The following is a 16,654-nucleotide window of genomic DNA, read 5'->3' as shown; positions in this document are numbered from 1 at the left end:
GTGGGGGCCGCCGGTGCGGCGACCCCCACGGCCGTCACTCGAACAGCGACAGGGTCAGGGTCGAGGTGTACGAGCCGGCGGCGACGTCCGCCGGGGTCCGCAGGAACAGGTCGGCGTCGACGGTGTACGCGTCGCCGGCGACCGCCCCGGAGTCGAACGTCGACACCAGCAGTTCCTGGTCGACCAGACCGACGTTGTTGCCCGGCTGGGTGGGCTCGTCGAGGACGGTCACCACCTCCTCACCCTCGCTGATCAGCCCGGTGTCGCCGCCGTCGAGCAGCCGCGGCTTCCAGCCGAGGTGCCCGGCGCTGATCGGGGCCTGCCCGGCCGCGCCGACGAAGTCGGTGGCGCTGCCCAGCACCGCCCAGCCGGCGTCGGCGGGCACCTCGTCCGCGGTACGGGTGTCGGTGACCGTCACCGTCGGCAGGGTGCCGACGAACTGGCGTACCAGCAGGGTGGAGCCGTCCTCGGACAGCGCGACCGAGTTCCCGGCGACCGACAGGGCCAGCACGCCCGGCTCGTCGATCTCCTCGATCTCCACGGTCACCGTCACGTCGGCGTCGGCACCGGGCTCGGCGAGCGCCGGCGACTGCACCGCCGCCGCGACCACCAGGGCACCGGCGGCACCCGCCGCGAGCAGCCGCCTACGATTCCATGTCTTCATCTCGATGCTCCGTTTACGGGTTGTCGTTTACCGGGCTTGCCGGGGGTCACCGGCGCAGTCGACGCCGGGTTGGGCGGCGGTGGCCGTGCTGGTCACGTCCGTGCCGGCGAGGGTCCCGGTGGCGCGGACCGTCACCTGCCCGGCCGGTACCGAGGCGGTCCGGGTGGCGAACGACTGGTACGCGTTCGCGCCCGGGGCCACCTTCGCGAACGTGCGTTCGCCGTACCCGGTGGTCAGGGTGAGGTCCACCGGGGTGTCGTGGTCGTTGCGGGCCTGCACCGCCACGTACGCCCGGCCGGCCAGGCAGCGGGTCTGCACGGTGACCGTGACGGGCAGTTGCGCCTGGACGCCGGGGTCGTCGGCGTGGACCCGCCACTCGGTGACCGCGACCGCCGAGTAGCTGGTGCCGTTGCCGTTGGCCCGGATGGTGGCCCGGACCCGGGGCGTGCTGACCGGGTCGAAGGTGACCGTGTTGAACGCGGTGGTGCTGGTGCCGTAGCCGGACGCCCCGGTCACGTCCCGCCACACCGCGCCGGTCTCGTCCCAGTACTGCAGCACCCACCCGTCGGGCGCGGCGACGCCCTCGCCGGTGCCCTGGTTGGCGTCCCGCCAGAACTTCAGCTCGGTGCCGGTGATCCGGACCGGGCGGGCCCAGTCGTACTGGATCCACTGGGTGGCCGGGCGGGTACCGGACCAGGTGCCCCACAGCTGCGCCTGGCTGGGGCTGGCCGGGTCGGCGTTGTCGTTGAGCGCGCCGACGCTGTTCCAACCGGCCGTGTAGGAGGCGGTGGGGGTGCCGATGGGCCCGATGTTGCCGGTCAGCGGCCCGGACAGGTCCGCCGGGACGGTGACGGTCCGGGCGGTCTCCACGTTGCCGGCGGCGTCGAGCGCCCGGAACGACACGGTGTGCCGGTTCGCGTCGGGTGCCGGGACGGGACCGGTGTAGGTGGTCCACGCGCCGGTGCCGACGGCGTACTCGATCCGGGCGACGCCGGAGGTCGCGTCGCTGGCGGTCACCGTGACCGCCCGGGTGGTGGCGGACACGGTGGCCGCGCTGACCGGGGCGGTGGCGTCGACGCGTACCGCGAGGTCCGCCGGGGCCGAGACGTTGCCGGCGCGGTCGGTCGCGGTCGCGGTGACGGTGTGCCGGCCGTCGCCGGTGACGGTGACGTCGACCGACCGGACGTCGGGTGTGACGACCGGCTCGGCGTCGTCGACCCGGGTGGTGATGCTCAGGCGTCCGCCCCGGTCGTCCACCCCGGCGGCCCGCACCCGGACCGCGGACCGGAACCAGCCGGCACTGCCGGCGCTGCCGGCGGGGGTGAGGGTGAGCGTCGGCGCGGTCGTGTCGCCCTCGGTGTCGTCCGGGGAGATCACGGTGACCTGCGCGGTGACCCGTCCGGCGGCGTAGCCGAGCACGGTGCCGGCGACGGTGAACGTGCCGGGCGCGGCGACCTGGTCCGCCGGCACCGGGTCCCAGTGGACCGGCACCCGCAGGGTCTCGGTGCCGAACGTCACCGCCACGGTGTCCGGCAGGTCGGTCTCCCCCACCTCGACCGTGACGGCCGGGGCGGTGACGGCGGTGTCCGGCTGGGCGGCGAGCACCTTCCACTCCTCGACGGCGACGGCCGAGTAGGTGCTGCCGTTGGTGGAGGCGTCGAACACGGCGCGGACCTGGGTGGTGGTGACCGGGTCGAAGGTGGTGTGCTGGAAGCCCTGGGTGCCGGTCGGGTAGCCGCTCGGGTCGGGCACGTCGGCCCACTGGCCGGCGGCGGTGTTCCAGTACTGGATGCGCCAGCGGGCCGGGGCGGCGACGCCGGTGCCGGTGCCCTGGGGCTGGTCGTTCCAGAACTCGATCTGCGAACCGGAGATCCGCATCGGCTGGTCCCAGGTGTACTGCACCCACTGCTGCGGCGGGTTGCTGCCGGTCCAGGTGCCCCACATGTCCGGCGGCAGCGGGTTCGACCGGACGATCTCGTCGTTGAGCGCCTTCACCCAGTACTGGGTGGGTACCGGGTCGTTGGAGACGGTGACCCGGGCCGCCTGGGCGATGTTCGGTCGGGGGGTGAGGTCCGGTCCCCGTACCGGCGTCGGCGTGACCAGCTTGATCCGGGGCGGGGTCTGGGTGTCGTCCCACTCGACGGGGTCGATCGCCACCGAGCGGCGGAAGTGGCCGCCGCCCACCGCGTCGGCGGTGTGGTACGCCAGGTACCACCGGCCGTCGAACTCCAGCATTCCGGGGTGGCTGGTGGTGGAGGAGACCGGCCGCAGGAAGGTCCCCCGGTACGTCCACGGGCCCTCCGGCGACGATGCCGTGCCGTAGGCGAGGCAGGCGTGGTAGTTCGCCGGGGTGCACGCCGAGGTCGGGCCGGCGTTGTTGCCGGCGTACGCCAGGTAGTAGGTGCCGTTGCGCTTGAACGCCCAGGCGCCCTCGAAGAAGCCGGTCAGTCCGGTGACGGTACGCGGCGTGCCGATCGGTGTCTTCATGTCCTGCCGGAACTCGAGCATGCGGAGCTGGCTGAACGAACCCCACCAGACGTACACCCGCTGGTTGGGGGCCTCGCCGTCGATCAGGACGGTCGGGTCGATGTTGTGGATGGTGTTGGCGGTGGGTACCCGCTGGGAGATGATCGGCCCGCCGGCGTGGTCGGTCCACGGCCCGGTCGGGGTGTCCGAGACGGCCACGCCGATGGCGAACTTGTCGGAGGCCGGGCTGTCCCGCTCGTGGATCGGGACGTACCAGTAGTAGCGGCCGTCGACGCCCCGGACCACCTGGCCGGCGTACGCCCGGCCGGGGGTGGCCCAGGCGAAGACCTGTTCGGGGCGCATCAGCGACGGGAAGTAAGTCCACTCCCCCGTCTCGACGTCGGTGGTGCGGAACGCGCCCCACTCGTTCATGATGAAGTCGTTGGTGGACGGTCCGGCCTGGTCGTGGCCGGTGTAGACGTAGAGCTGGTCGGAGCCGCTGTCGTTGCCGGGCGCGCCGGCCGGCACCACGACCGGTGCCGGGTCGGCCGAGTAGTAGCTGCCGTCGCCGAGGATCGGGTTGACGCTGTTGGTGAAGGTGTTCGAGGGGGGCTCGGCGGCGTACGCCGGGCCGGCGACCCCGACCAGGCCACCGGCGACGAGGCCGGCGACGGCGGTCGCGGCGACCGCCCGGCGGAGGCGGCCCGCCGGCCGGGTGGACGGTGGGGCGGCGGCGCGCCCCACGGTGGTGTTCACGGTATCGATCTCCTCGCTGAGGGGGTGGTGGCGGCACCGATGGGGGCCGGTGCCGCCACCGAAGAGGACTAACCGCAGGTGAGCGCCCCGAACGGGGCCGGGATCACGGTGCTGACCGGCTGGCCGTCGACCGTGCCGGTGACCTTCACCGTGGCGGTGCCGGCCGGCACCGACGTCAGGCGGGAGTTGAACGCCTGGAAGGCGGACCTGCCGGGGGCGACGTTCGCCACCGTGCGGGACCCGTACGGGGTGACCAGCTCGATGGTGAGCGGCACGTCGTCGGCGTTGCGCGCGGTGACCGCGACGTACACCTTGTTGCCGGTGCACTGGGTGCGGGCCTGCACCTCGACGTCCCAGGCGGTGGTGTCCGGCGGGTCGCCGACGGTCAGGGTCAGCGTGGTGCGGGTGGCACCGGCCTCGCTGACGTACGAGGGCAGGATCAGGTCACCGACGATGGTGTAGCGGCCGGGGGTGTTCACGACGGCCGGGTCGAAGTCCCAGTCGACGCCGACGGCCTGGTTGTCCCGGGAACCGTCGTTGTAGGAGACCGCCACCCTGGTCGGCAGGTGGGGCTGTTCGCCCACCTCGACGGCCTGTTCGAAGGTCTCCGCGCCCTGGATGGAGATGCCGTCGTCGGACATCTCCGGCCGCACGTAGATCCGCGCCTCGGCGATCAGGCCGTACGCGTCGTTGGTGCCGTACACCACGAACGGGTCCACGTTGGCCTCGGCGACCTGCTCGGCGGTGATCGGCTGCCAGGTGAACGCGACGGTGCCCCGCGCGCCGCTGGCGTAGACCGCGTCGAGGGTGGCCGGCAGGGTGGGCACCAGGCCGACCCCGGTACGGATCAGCACCGGCGAGCGCACCGAGTCGACGGTCTCGCCGTTGGCCCGCCAGCGCAGCACGCCGGTGCCGGCCCCGCCGCTCATCAGACCCCAGATCCGGATCCGCACGTGGCTGGCGCTGACCGGGGCGAACTCGAGACGGTTGTAGGTGTTGGTGGCCAGCGCCCCGGCGTACGTGGACCCGTTGGTGAGGGTGACCGGGGTCCAGGTGGTGCCGTCGGTGGAGCTTTCCACCACGTACGTGCTGGCGGTGGGGCGGCGGGTGCCGCCGTTGTCGTCGTACCAGTAGATGTCGGTCGACGACAGGCGGACGGGTGCGGCCCAGCGGTACTGGATCCACGCCTCCCGTTCGACGCTGGTGCCGTTCTGGGTCTGGCCCCAGTTGCCCCACCCGTTGCCGGCCCCCGGGTTCGAGCTGGTCGGGGTGGTGGCCTCGGTGACCCGGGAGTGGTTCTCCCAGGACGCGGTGCCGCTGGTGCTGATGGTCGCCGACGCGCCGAACTCGGCGCTGACATCCCGTTTGGCGAGGGTGACCGCCACGGTCGCCACCGACCGCTTCTCGCCGTCGTCGGCGAAGAACCGCAGCACGTAGTCGCCGGCGACGGTGCCGGTGACCCGGGTGGTCAGTGCCGTCGGGTCGGCGAGGATGACGCCCGCGCCCGGCGGGGCGGAGACGGTCTCCCAGCCGAAGCGGAGTTCGCTGTCGTAGGGGACGCCGTCGTCGGTGGCGGTGGCGACCAGCCGGGTGGACAGGTTGCCGTCCCCGGCGGCGTCGCGGGCGGCGGTGACCACCGGGGCCTGGTTGGTGACCTCCGGTACGTCCCGACCGGAGGCGAACACCTGGACCTCGGAGATCGCGGTGAAGTGGGTCGGGGCGTTGGTGAAGGTGATGCGGACCTTGTCCGTGGTGACGGTGTCGAACAGCGCCTCGTTGAACTTCGCCGACGGTACGGTCGGGTTCTTGAACTGGCCCGGTACCTCCTTCCAGCCGCCGTTGCCGTCGGGCACCTGGACCCACCAGCGGGCGGGTTCCCGGTAGCCGCCGGCCTGCCGGTCGCTGACGAAGAACACCTTGACGTTGTCGAAGGACTTCGCCGCGCCCAGGTTCAGCTCCACGTGGCCGTTCCGGTCGGTGGTGCCGTAGTTGCCCCAGTACGGTTCGTTGGCGGTGACGCCGTCGGTCACCGCGTTCAGCGTCACCGGCCGTTCGGTGGTGGAGATGGCCCCGGGGGTGTGGTTCATCGAGGTGCTGCTCCAGCCGGGGGTGTGGAACTGCCGCCACGGCGTGGGCCGGACGCCCTGCTGGGTGTACGACGAGCTGAGGGCGGCTCCGGCGGCCAGGTTCGGCGCGTCCTCGGTGAGGTCGATGCCGGCGGTCTTCAGGTACCCGACGACGCGGTCGTCGGTGATCGGGGTGTCCACCGCGCTGGGCAGGTCGGCCCCGGTGGCCGCGGTGAACGTGACGGTCAGGCCCGGCCCGGCCTGGACCTGGTTGGTGTTCGGGTCGTAGGTGAGCTTGCCGAGCTTGTCGGTGGTGACCTTCTTCGCGCCGTTGATGAACAGGCTGTAGCCGGCGCCCAGGCCGTACCGGCTGCCGTCGGGGTCCCAGACGATGGTGACGTCCTGACCGTGGTAGCGCAGGTTGTTGACCATGAAGTGCGGGTAGCCGAAGTCGATCGGCCACAGCTCGATCTTGTCGTCGGAGCGCGGCTGGATGCCCGCCATGTCCTCGACGAAGATGTAGTTCATGTTGCCGAGCATGATGTGGTTCGGGTTGTTGCGGTTGTAGGTCTTCGTGGTCGGGTTCCAGTTGGAGTAGTACTCCGCCTGGTTGGCGACCCGCAGGTCCGCGTTGGGGTAGATGCTCCAGGCCATCCAGTCCAGCAGCCGCTTGGCGTAGGCCGGGGTGACGTACTTCTGCTCCGGGTCGTAGTGCCGCAGCGCGGCGCGGACGCCCCGGTACTGCACCGTGAAGTTGATGTTGGAGAAGTTGTTGGAGCCGCCGATCCCGTAGGCCGCCCGGTCGTACTGGTTGGCGGTGTAGAACGGGAAGATCGGGAAGTTGTCGCCGTAGGTGAGGAAGCGGAACCCGTCGACGTACTTCTGCCACTGGTCGGTCGGGATGAGGTTCTCGGCGTAGATGTCGTAGAGGTTCGACTCCTTGGCCGGGATCAGCGTGCGGGCCGACTCGGGCAGCGGGTTGGCCCGGCCGTTGGAGCTGGCCGCGCTGGTCGCGCCGTGCGAGGTGCCGGCCAGGAACATCCGCATGTCCGGGCTCCACAGCCGGCCCAGGATCGCGTCGCGGATCTGGTCGGCGCTGGCCCCCATCTGGTCGACCTTGGCCTGGTCCGCGCCGGCGAGCTGGTACAGCTGCCGGGCGGCGTCGAACGCGCCCCACACGTACGCCGACTCGGGGCGTTCGATGGTCCGCGCGCCGGGGGCGCCGGCGTTGGTCCTCGGGTAGCCGAAGGTGATCGCGTCGGCGTCGTTGCCCGGCATGTAGTTGGTGTCGTAGGCGATCAGCTTGTCGCCGTTGCCGTCGTAGTGTTCGAGCTGACCGACGCCGTCACCCTCGAAGTACCGGGCGAACTTCCGGGCGATCTCCGGGCCGCCGCCGTGCACGTTGTACGCCTCGAGGCCGGCGGTGCCCAGGTACTGCGAGTAGTGGTTGTTCCAGCTGGTGTGCCCCGGGCTGTCCAGGAAGGCCGACGAGCCGGAGAGTTCGCCGATGTTGAGGATCTGCCCGTACGGCAGGTACGGCGTGCGCAGCCACTTGGTGTCCTGTAGGTGCATCGGCTGGGTGAGCGCCACCGAGTTCTGGTAGAGGTGCACCCCCTCGATCGTCGTCGGGTACTGGTAGACGTGGCCGGCGGCGTTGGCGTCGAGGGTGTTGTACCGCTCGCCCCACCAGCGGTAGACGATGGCCTTCTCCAGCGCCGGGTCGGGCACGTTGATGTAGGGGACGTCCTGCGCCCAGCGGCGGTGGAACTCGGTGATGCCGGTGCGGACGGCCTCGGCCGGGGCCCGCTCGGCGTACTCCCGGAACTGCGGCACCGTGGCGGGCAGCGTGGCCGAGGAGACCGCGCCGACGACCGACAGCGACACCGTGCCGCCGGCCGGCACGGTGACCTCGCGGTCCAGGTTGGTGCCGGTACGGGTGAAGCCGGCCCCGGTCAGGTCGACCCGGATCGTGTCCCAGGGGGTGTCGACCAGCCCGTTGTTGGCGCCGCTGGTGATGGTGCGGGTGCCGGTGAGCGAGGCGGTGCCGGTACCGGCCCGGGTGGCCAGCGGGGAGGCGGCCCGGACGGTGAGGGTGGCCGCCGTGTCGCCGGGGTTGCTGAGGTCGATGGCGGTGACCGCCACGTTGTCGTAGGTGATGAACTTGGTCAGGTTGGCGGTGACCCCGGTGCCGCCGATGGTGTAGCGGCTGCGGGCGTGACTCGGCGCGTTGAACCGGTTGGCGGCGACCTCGGTGACGGTCTGGCCGGGCACCGTGACGGTGTACAGGTTGCCGAGGTTGTTGGGGCCGCCGACGTGCGCGCTGCCGGCGAAGCCCATCACGGTGAAGTTGGTGTTGCTCGCCCCCCGCATGTACAGGGTGCGGCCCCGGGTCATCAGGACCGCCGAGCCGAGGGTGCCGGGCACGCCCAGGACCCGGTCGAGGTAGTAGTCGGTGCCGCCGGCGGCGAGGTCCTTGTCGAAGATGGACTGGTGCATGTTCGCCGCGGTGAACGGCACGCCGGGCCTGAGCTGGTCGGCGACGTCGCCGAGGTTGCCGTAGACCGGGTCGCCGATGTCCATGGCGTGGTTCTGTCCGTTGGTGTAAACCCCGACGTCGCCCTCGTTGCCGGGCAGGATCGGGCTGGCGGCGTGGGCCGGTGACGGTACGACCGTCCCGGTCGCCACCAGCGCGGCGAGGGCCACCCACAGGGGTGCCCTCCGCGCGCGTCCACGGGTCATGTTCGGTCCTCCTTGCTGGTCGGTGCTGCCGGTGGGTGAGGCGTGCCGGAGCGCAGCACCGGTGGTGGGGTTTGGCGGAGAGTGGTCAGGGAATGCCGCATTGTTAGCGCTAACACGACGGGTGTGCGGGTAGCCGTCCAGGTCAACCGGCGACCGTGGGAAGCCAGACCCGCATCGTCGAGGGCCCCCGATTGGCCCAGGCGTGGTACTCGACCAGCGCCACCTCGTCGAATCCGGGACCGGTCACCGGCGTCACCCCGTCAGGGGTCACCGGCACCACCTCGTCGGACCTGTCGCCGGCCGGCGGCGCGGAGCCGGCCCCGTCGGCCCGGTACGGCCAGTCGTGGTCGCGGGCCCGCACCCGCCGGCAGCACACCACGACCCGCCCGTCGACCAGGCGGGGTGGCCGGCCGAGGTCGACCCGCAGTTCGTCGACGCTGCCGACGCCCGGGACGTCCACCGACTCCAGGGCGAACACCAACGGACCGCGCTCCACGGCCACACACCCGCGCACCGCGTCGATCCGGTCGTCGGGGTAGGTGAACCGGGGTGCCATCGGCAGGGTCAGCAGCAGCTCGTCGCCGCGCCGCCAGATCCGGCGCTCGGTGACGGCCCCCGGGCCGACCGGCCGGGTGTCCCCGCCGACGGTCAGCGTCGCCCCCCGGTCCGCCCAGCCGGGCACCCGCACCGACAGCGACCACGGCCGGTCGTCGTCGGTGTCGATCCGCACCCGGATCCGCCCGTCGTACGGGTAGTCGGTGGTGACGGTGACGGACAGCGCACGCCCGTCCGCGCGGCGGTGGGTGACGGTCCCCGGCAGGTACTGGTGCAGTTGCAGCCCCTCGTCGTCCACGGTGGCCACGTACGCGGTCAGGCTGGCCAGGGTGCGGGCCACGTTGGTCGGGCAGCAGGAGACCTCGAACCAGGGTGCCCGCAGCGAGGCCGCCGCGCGCAGGCTGGGCCGGTCGGCGTCCGGCAGGCTGCCGACCTCCCGGCGGTGCAGGGTGTTGGTGTAGAAGAAGCTGCGCCCGTCGGCCGACGGCGAGGTGGAGACCACGTTGAACAGGGTCCGCTCGATCAGGTCGGCGTAGCGCGGGTCACCGTCGGCGAGCAGCAGCCGCCAGGCCAGCATCACCGAGCCGACCCCGCCGCAGGTCTCGGAGTACGCACGGTCCGGCGGCAGCACCCAGTCCCCGCCGAACGCCTCGTCCTGGTGGCGGGAACCCTGCCCGCCGGTGAGGTAGGTGCGCCGGGCCACGGTGTTCTCCCACTGGGTGCGTACCGCGTCCAGCAGGCTGGTCTCCTTCAGTTCCACCGCGACGTCGACGGCCCCGGCGGCGAGGTAGTTCGCCCGGACCGCGTGCCCCCGCAGCACCGTCGCCTGCCGGACGGGAAGCTCGTCCTGGAAGTACTCCCGGCCGAACTCGACGTCGGCGAGCCGGCCGTGGCCCCGTCGGTCGACGAAGAGCGCGGCCTGCGCGAGGTACCGGTCGTCGCCGGTGGCGCGGGCGAACTCGACCAGCGCGGTCTCGATCTCCGGGTGCCCGCACAGGCCGTCCAGGCCGTCCGGGCCGAACGTGTCGCACACCTGGTCGGCCGCGCGGCGGGCCACGTCGAGCAGCCCGTCGTCGGCGTCGGGTCGGGTGCGGACCCGGGCGACCGCGGCCTGGAGCAGGTGCCCGACGCAGTAGAGTTCGTGTCCCCATTCCAGGTCGGACCAGCGGGGTTGCTGTCCGGGCCGGCCGAACCTGGTGTTCAGGTAGCCGTCGGGGTGCTGGGCCGCGGCGACCCGGCGCACCACGGCGCGGAACAGGGCCTCCAGGTCCGGGTCGCCGTTACGGCCGATCTCCCAGGCCGCCGCCTCCAGGAACTTGTAGACCTCGGAGTCGGAGAACTCGCGGCCCCGGCGGTCGCGGGCGAGGTCGCCGTGGGCGGCGAGGTCGAAGTTGCGGAGCCAGCCCTCCCGTTCGAGCCAGTGCGCGATGTGCGGCAGGGTGGCGGCGGCGTTGATCGACTGACGCTCGGCCCAGAATCCGCCGGTGGCGCGGACCTCGGTCAACCCGAGCGGCCGGAGCCGTCCACGGATCGGCAGGACAGGGGCGGCGGTGGGCCCGATGCCGCTCATTCTCATCCCTTCAGCGCGCCGGACATGAAGCCCTGCACGTAGTGTCGTTGGAGCAGCAGGAACAGGACGATGCACGGCAGGGCGAGCACGACGACGCCGGCTTCGGTCGCCCCGTAGTCGACGACGCCCTGGACCTGGCCGCGCAGGTTCGACACCGCGAGCGGCAGGGTCATCCGTTCGGTGTCGTTGATCAGGATCAGCGGTGCCATGAAGTCGTTCCAGGCGGCGAGGAACGCGAACAGCCCGACGGTGATCAGGCCGGGCTTGACCGCCGGCAGCAGCACCCGCCACAGCACGCTGAACGACGAGCAGCCGTCCACCATGGCGGCCTCGTCCAGTTCCCGCGGTACCGCCTCGAAGGAGATGCGCATCAGGAAGGTGGAGAACGGAAGCTGGAACATGGTCAGCACCAGGGCCACCCCGACCAGGGAGTTCTGCAGGCCCACCTGGTTGAGCAGCACGTAGAGCGGGATCAGCAGCGTCGCGTACGGCACCATCAGGATGGCGAGGGTGAGCAGGAACAGGATGTTGCGGCCCGGGAAGCGGAACCGGGCGAACGCGTACCCGCCGAGCAGCGAGGTGAGCAGGGTCAGCGCGACGGTGAGCAGCGAGACGAACACCGAGTTGCCGAGGTAGCGCCAGATTCCGGCCTGGTAGGTGGCGAGCGTCTGGTAGTTGCCGAAGCCCCAGCCGTCCACCTGGTTGGTGCCGGGCTGCGGGGAGACCGACGCCACCGCGGTCCAGACCAGCGGGGCCAGGAAGATCAGCGCCAGCGCGGCGGTGAACACCCAGTACGGCGTCCGCAGGGCGATGCCGGCGATGGTCACGCCGGGTGGCCGGGACCGGCCGGGCGGTGCGGTGGGGGTCGACGGCGGCGGTTCGGCGACCGTGGTCGGGTGGGATCGGGAGAGGACGGTCATCGGGCTCAGCTCTCCTCGGACCGGAAGGCGCGTAGTTGCAGCGCGTTGACGAGGATCAGGGCCAGCAGCACGATGACGGAGATGGCCGCCGCCACGCCGAGGTCGTTCTGCCCCTGGAAGGCCACCTGGTAGATGAGTTGGACGACGGTGATGGTGCTGTTGTCCGGGCCGCCCTTGGTCAGGATGTAGAACTGCTCGAAGGCGAGCAGCGAGCCGGTGACGCAGAGCACGGTGGTCAGGGCCAACGTGGGGCGCAGCAGCGGCAGGGTGACCTTGCGGAAGGTCTGCCAGCGGGTGGCACCGTCCGAGCGGGCGGCCTCGTACACGTCGGCGGGGATGCCCTGCAGGCCGACCAGCATGAGCACCATGTAGAAGCCGGCGTAGCGCCAGACGACGAGGAACGTCGTCGACACCAGGGCGGCGTTCGGTGAGCCGAGGAACGTGAAGCCCAGCCGGTCCATCACCGGTGCCAGCGGGCTGGCGTACGGCGAGTAGAGCACGTAGAACAGCAGCGACGCCGAGGCCAGCCCGAGTGCGCTGGGGATGAGGAACGAGGACCGGACCAGGTTGTTCCACCGGCTCGACTCCTGCACGAGCAGGGCCAGGCCCAGGCCGAGCGCCAGCAGCAGCACGGTCGCCAGCACCGTGTACTTGACGGTGAACACCACCGAGTCGGTGAAGAAGCGGTGGTTGACCGCCTTGACGAAGTTGTCCGGCGCGTTGATCCCCTGGTCGCCGGTGAGCAGCGGCCAGCGCGACACCGACATCTTGACGACCAGCAGTAGCGGCGCGGCGAACAGCAGCGTGACGAAGACCGCGGTCGGGGTGGCGTAGAGCCAGCCGAGCAGGGCCTGGACGCCGCGTGGACGGGCCCGGCCGCGCACCACCGGATCGGGCGGGCGGGAGGGTGCGGTGATACTCATCGAAGCCTCTCGTTCCTTCTGGTGCGGGCCGGTGGGGTGGGTCGCGCTGCGGGCGGGTGCGGCCGGTGGGGTCGGGCCGCGGGCGGGTGCCGGCCGGGGACGTGGTCGGTCGGCACCCGGCGGTGGGGCCGGCTACTGCCGGAGCACGGCGGTGATCTCGGCGTTGTCCTTCTGCGGGTCGCCGCTGCCGTTGAGCACCTGGTTGCGCACCAGGGTCAGCCACGGGCTGTTCGGCGCGTTGAACGCCTGCTGGAAGTTCAACGCGACCGGGGTGTCGCCCTTGCCGGCCACGTCGTTGATGGTGACCAGCCGGGGGTCCTGGACGGCGTACCTGTTGTTGGCGAGGTCGGCCCGCGACACCACGTCCTTGTTCTTCGCCAGCACCTCGACCTGGGCGTCCTCGGACATCATCCAGCTCAGGAAGTTCCACGCCTGGGGGGCCTTCTTCGAGTCCTTGGAGACGCCGATGCCGTCGCCGCCGACGAAGGTGGACGCGCCGCCGCCGGGTCCGGGGATGCCGGCCACGCCGACGTCGAACGGGGTCGACGACAGCAGCGTCGCCGGGTAGAACATCAGGCCGACCTTGCCCTCGGTGAACGCGGCGGTCCAGGTCGGACCGGTCTCCCCCGCCGAGGCGGGCAGCACCGCGCCGGACTTCCACAGGTCCTGCCAGGTCCGGTAGACCTGCTGGGCGGTGTCGTCGGCGAGCTTGGACTCGGTGCCGTCGGCGCCCAGCACCTGGCCGCCACCGGCCCAGATGGACGGGAACCAGGTGAAGACCAGGCAGCCGCCGCAGTTCAGGCCGGCCGCCGTGCCGTACACGCCGGCCTTCTTGGTCGCCTGGATCGCCTTGGCGGCGGCGGCGTACTCCTCCAGGGTCGCCGGGGCCTTCTCCGGGTCCAGCCCGGCGTCCCGGAAGAGCTGCTTGTTCCAGAACAGCATCGACAGGTCCAGGACGAAGGGCAGCACGTGTTCCTTGCCGTCGAGCTTGCCGGCGGACAGGTGTCCCTTGTTGATCGAGTCCTTGAAGGCCAGGCCGTTGATGTTGCCGCTGATGTCCTGGAACAGGCCCTGCTTCACCCAGTTGGGCACGTAGACGATGTCGGCGGCGAAGAGGTCCGGAAGGGAGCCCGAACCGGCGGCCGCGCCGACCTTGGCGACGTAGTCGTCGTTGGGGACGACGGTCAGTTTCACCGTGTTCTGGTGGCTGGCGTTGTACGCGTCGACGAGGAGTTTGGCCTGCTTCTCCAGGGGCGCGCGGGTCCACATGGTGAGTTCGGTGCCGTCGTCCACGCCGTTGGGGCCGGCGTCGGCGGCGCTCGGACCGGCCGGTTCGTCGCCGGCGCAGGCGGCGACGCCGAGAGTCAGCGTCGCCACGAGCGCTCCGGCCAGCGAACGTAGGGCAGTTCGCCTGCCCAGAGCTCTTCTCATGTTCTTCTCCCTAGGGGTCGTCGTGCGGTGGGAGCCGTCGCGCGGCCCTGTGCGCCAGGGCTCGGCGCGGGTGTGCCGTTCGTTCGCCTGGCGGGTGGGACGGCAGCGGACGGTCGCCGGTGCGGGTGGTGCGGGATGCCTCGTGGTCTTGCCATCGCGTCTCCGCCTTCCGCCGGGACCGGCACAGTTCGTACGCCGGAGTCGGCATCGCGGCGATCGAGTGCTGCGTGTCACTTCGCGCCGCTAGCGTGTCGCACGAAAACGGTTTCGGCAAGATGTCGGACGGGTAAATCCTGAGGATGCCTCGGTAGCTGTTTCCGCTTCCCCGAAACCGGTCTGGGCTCTACTCTTAGCCGCAACATGAGCGGGGACCACCCACAGCGGAGGACCCCGAAACCTTGCGAAAGGCTTTCGGTGGGGCGACGACGATCACAGTCCGTGACGCTGAGCGACGTGGCGAACCGCGCCGGTGTCTCCGTCGCCACCGCGTCGAAGGCGCTGAACGGCCGGGCCGAGGTCGCCGCCGACACCCGGGAACGGGTGCTGCGCGCGGCCGCCGACCTCCGTTTCCAGCCCAACGTGCTGGCGTCCGGCCTGATCTCCGGCCGGACCCGGACGGTCGGGCTGCTCACCGACGAACTCGGCGGGCGCTTCTCGATGCCGATCCTGCTCGGCGCCGAGAACGCCCTCGGCAACGGACAGATGTCCGTCCTGCTGTGCGACGCCCGCGGCGACGCCATCCGTCGCCAGCACTACATCCGTACCCTGCTGGCGCGCCAGGTCGACGGGTTCATCGTGGTCGGCGACAGCAACGACCTGAGCCCGTCGCTGACCCGGGAGATCCCCGTCCCGGTGGTCTACGCCTACGCCGAGTCGGCCGACCCCCGCGACCTGTCGATCATCGCCGACGACGAGGGCGGGGCCCGGCTCGCCGCCGAGTACCTGGTACTGCACGGTCGACGCCGGATCGGGCACATCACCGGACCGGACAGCTACCGCGCGGCCCGGGACCGGGCGGCCGGGCTCCGGACGGTCCTGCACGAGGCGGGACTCGCCCCGGCGCACGACCCGCTGTTCGGTGAGTGGTCGCAGCGGTGGGGCCGGCACGCGGCCCGGCTGCTGGTGACCGCCTGCCCCGATGTGGACGCGATCTTCTGCGGCAACGACCAGGTCGCCGCCGGGGTCGCCGACGCCCTCCGGGACCTGGGTCGACGGATCCCCGAGGACGTGGCGATCGTCGGCTACGACAACTGGGAGGACTTCGCGGCGGAGTGCCGGCCCCCGTTGACCACCGTCGACCTCAACCTCGAACAACTCGGCGCCACCGCGGTCAACCATCTGCTGGCCGCCCTCGACGGCCACGCCAACTCCGGGGTGATCCGCCAGCACGGCCGGCTCGTCGTCCGGGAGTCCACCGGCCCGGCGCTCCCCCGTCAGCCCGCCTGACCGCCCGGTCGCCGGCGGTGCCGGTCAGGCGGGGCGGGCGCGACCGGCCAGGCGGGGCGTCCCGGCCACGTCGGGCGTGCCGGGTGCCGGCGCGGTGCTGGCCCGGATCACCAGCTCGGGCGGGGACAGCTCCCGCCGCGGCACCGGGCTGCCCTCGACCCGGTCGAGTTGCGCCAGCAGGAGTTCCAGACTGGCCCGGCCGAGTTCGGTGAAGTCCTGGCGCACCGTGGTCAGCGGCGGCAGGAACTGGGCACTGTCGAGGGTGCCGTCGAAACCCACCACGCTGACGTCCTCGGGGACCCGCCGACCGGCCTCGTGCAGCGCCCGGAGCACCCCGAGGGCCTGTTGGTCGCTGGCGCAGAAGACGGCCGTGACGCCCGGGTCGGCCGACAGCCGCCCGCCCTGCGCGAAACCCGACCGCGCGCTCCAGTCACCGGGTACCACCGCAGGGACCGGTCGGCCGGCGGCCTGCAACGCCTCGCGCCAGCCGCGGATCCGCTCGGTCGCCTCCGGCCAGTCGTCCGGGCCGGCCACGTGGTGCACGGTGGCGTGCCCCAGGTCGAGCAGGTGCCGGGTGGCCAGCCGCGCGCCCTCGGCGTTGTCGATCCGCGCACTCGGCACCGCGTCGGTGCTGCCGCCGCCCACGGTCACGCAGGCCAGCCCGGACGGGGCCTCGGCCAGCGCGCCGGCCAGCGCCGGTTTGGGGGCGATGGCGATGATCCCGTCGACCGACTGTTGGCGTAGCCAGTCGATCGCGTCGAGCACCGACCGGCGGTCCAGGTGACGGACGCTGGCGACGCTCACCACGTACCCGGCGGTGCGGGCCGCGTCCTCGATCGCGTACAGCATGGAGATCGGCCCGAAGAGCGCGCTGTCGTAGCCGATCACGCCCAGCGTGCCGGAGCGTCGGGTGACCAGTGCCCGCGCCGCCGGGTTCGGGTGGTAGTCCAGTTCCCGCATCGCCATCAGCACCCGTCGGCGGGTGTCGTCGTTGACGTACGGGTGCTGGTTGACGACCCGGGACACCGTCTGGGTGGACACTCCGGCCAGTTCGGCGACGTCGCGCATGATGGCGCGGCCGGACCGTCGGGCGGACCTGTCCGACCGTGGGCTGTCCA

9 protein-coding genes are annotated in these 16,654 nt (G+C 71.8%); 1 reads left to right on the top strand and 8 read right to left on the bottom strand.

The genetic code is table 11. The features are described 5' to 3' along the window. Positions 1 to 34 precede the first annotated feature (34 nt). From PVK37_RS19995 to PVK37_RS19965, 7 genes are all read right to left on the bottom strand, one after another. Positions 35 to 664 carry a hypothetical protein gene (locus PVK37_RS19995; RefSeq protein WP_275029069.1) on the bottom strand — a complete coding sequence of 210 codons (630 nt, stop codon included), beginning with the start codon at positions 662 to 664 and terminating at the stop codon, positions 35 to 37. 27 nt (positions 665 to 691) lie between these two features. After that, positions 692 to 3,886, bottom strand: a complete 3,195-nt coding sequence (locus PVK37_RS19990) for an OmpL47-type beta-barrel domain-containing protein (RefSeq protein WP_341483391.1) — start codon at positions 3,884 to 3,886, stop codon at positions 692 to 694. 68 nt (positions 3,887 to 3,954) lie between these two features. Further along, positions 3,955 to 8,691 carry an Ig-like domain-containing protein gene (locus PVK37_RS19985; RefSeq protein WP_275029068.1) on the bottom strand — a complete coding sequence of 1,579 codons (4,737 nt, stop codon included), beginning with the start codon at positions 8,689 to 8,691 and terminating at the stop codon, positions 3,955 to 3,957. 142 nt (positions 8,692 to 8,833) lie between these two features. Further along, positions 8,834 to 10,816: a glycoside hydrolase family 127 protein gene (locus PVK37_RS19980; protein WP_275029066.1), complete on the bottom strand. Its 1,983-nt coding sequence runs from the start codon at positions 10,814 to 10,816 to the stop codon at positions 8,834 to 8,836. 2 nt (positions 10,817 to 10,818) lie between these two features. After that, the gene (locus tag PVK37_RS19975; RefSeq protein WP_275029064.1) at positions 10,819 to 11,736 is read right to left on the bottom strand and encodes a carbohydrate ABC transporter permease; all 918 of its coding nucleotides are present in this window, start codon (positions 11,734 to 11,736) and stop codon (positions 10,819 to 10,821) included. 5 nt (positions 11,737 to 11,741) lie between these two features. Further along, the gene (locus tag PVK37_RS19970) at positions 11,742 to 12,659 is read right to left on the bottom strand and encodes a carbohydrate ABC transporter permease (RefSeq protein ID WP_275029063.1); all 918 of its coding nucleotides are present in this window, start codon (positions 12,657 to 12,659) and stop codon (positions 11,742 to 11,744) included. Between the two features lie 132 nt (positions 12,660 to 12,791). Beyond that, positions 12,792 to 14,036 (bottom strand): ABC transporter substrate-binding protein, encoded by a 1,245-nt coding sequence (locus tag PVK37_RS19965; protein WP_275029060.1) that lies wholly within the window; start codon positions 14,034 to 14,036, stop codon positions 12,792 to 12,794. A gap of 492 nt (positions 14,037 to 14,528) precedes the next feature. Between PVK37_RS19965 and PVK37_RS19960 the strand changes: the two genes are divergently transcribed. Next, positions 14,529 to 15,536, top strand: coding sequence for a LacI family DNA-binding transcriptional regulator (locus PVK37_RS19960; protein ID WP_275029059.1), 1,008 nt, complete (start codon positions 14,529 to 14,531; stop codon positions 15,534 to 15,536). Positions 15,537 to 15,560: 24 nt separating this feature from the next. Here the strand turns inward: PVK37_RS19960 and PVK37_RS19955 are convergent, their stop codons facing one another. After that, entirely contained in the window at positions 15,561 to 16,604 is a 1,044-nt protein-coding gene (locus tag PVK37_RS19955) for a LacI family DNA-binding transcriptional regulator (protein WP_275029057.1), read from the bottom strand. Between the last annotated feature and the right edge of the window lie 50 nt (positions 16,605 to 16,654).

Origin of the sequence: Micromonospora cathayae (assembly GCF_028993575.1) — a bacterium.
Taxonomy (GTDB): domain Bacteria; phylum Actinomycetota; class Actinomycetes; order Mycobacteriales; family Micromonosporaceae; genus Micromonospora; species Micromonospora cathayae.
The sequence above is the reverse complement of the archived record's forward strand: the minus strand, read 5'-3'. Positions and strand labels throughout refer to the sequence as shown.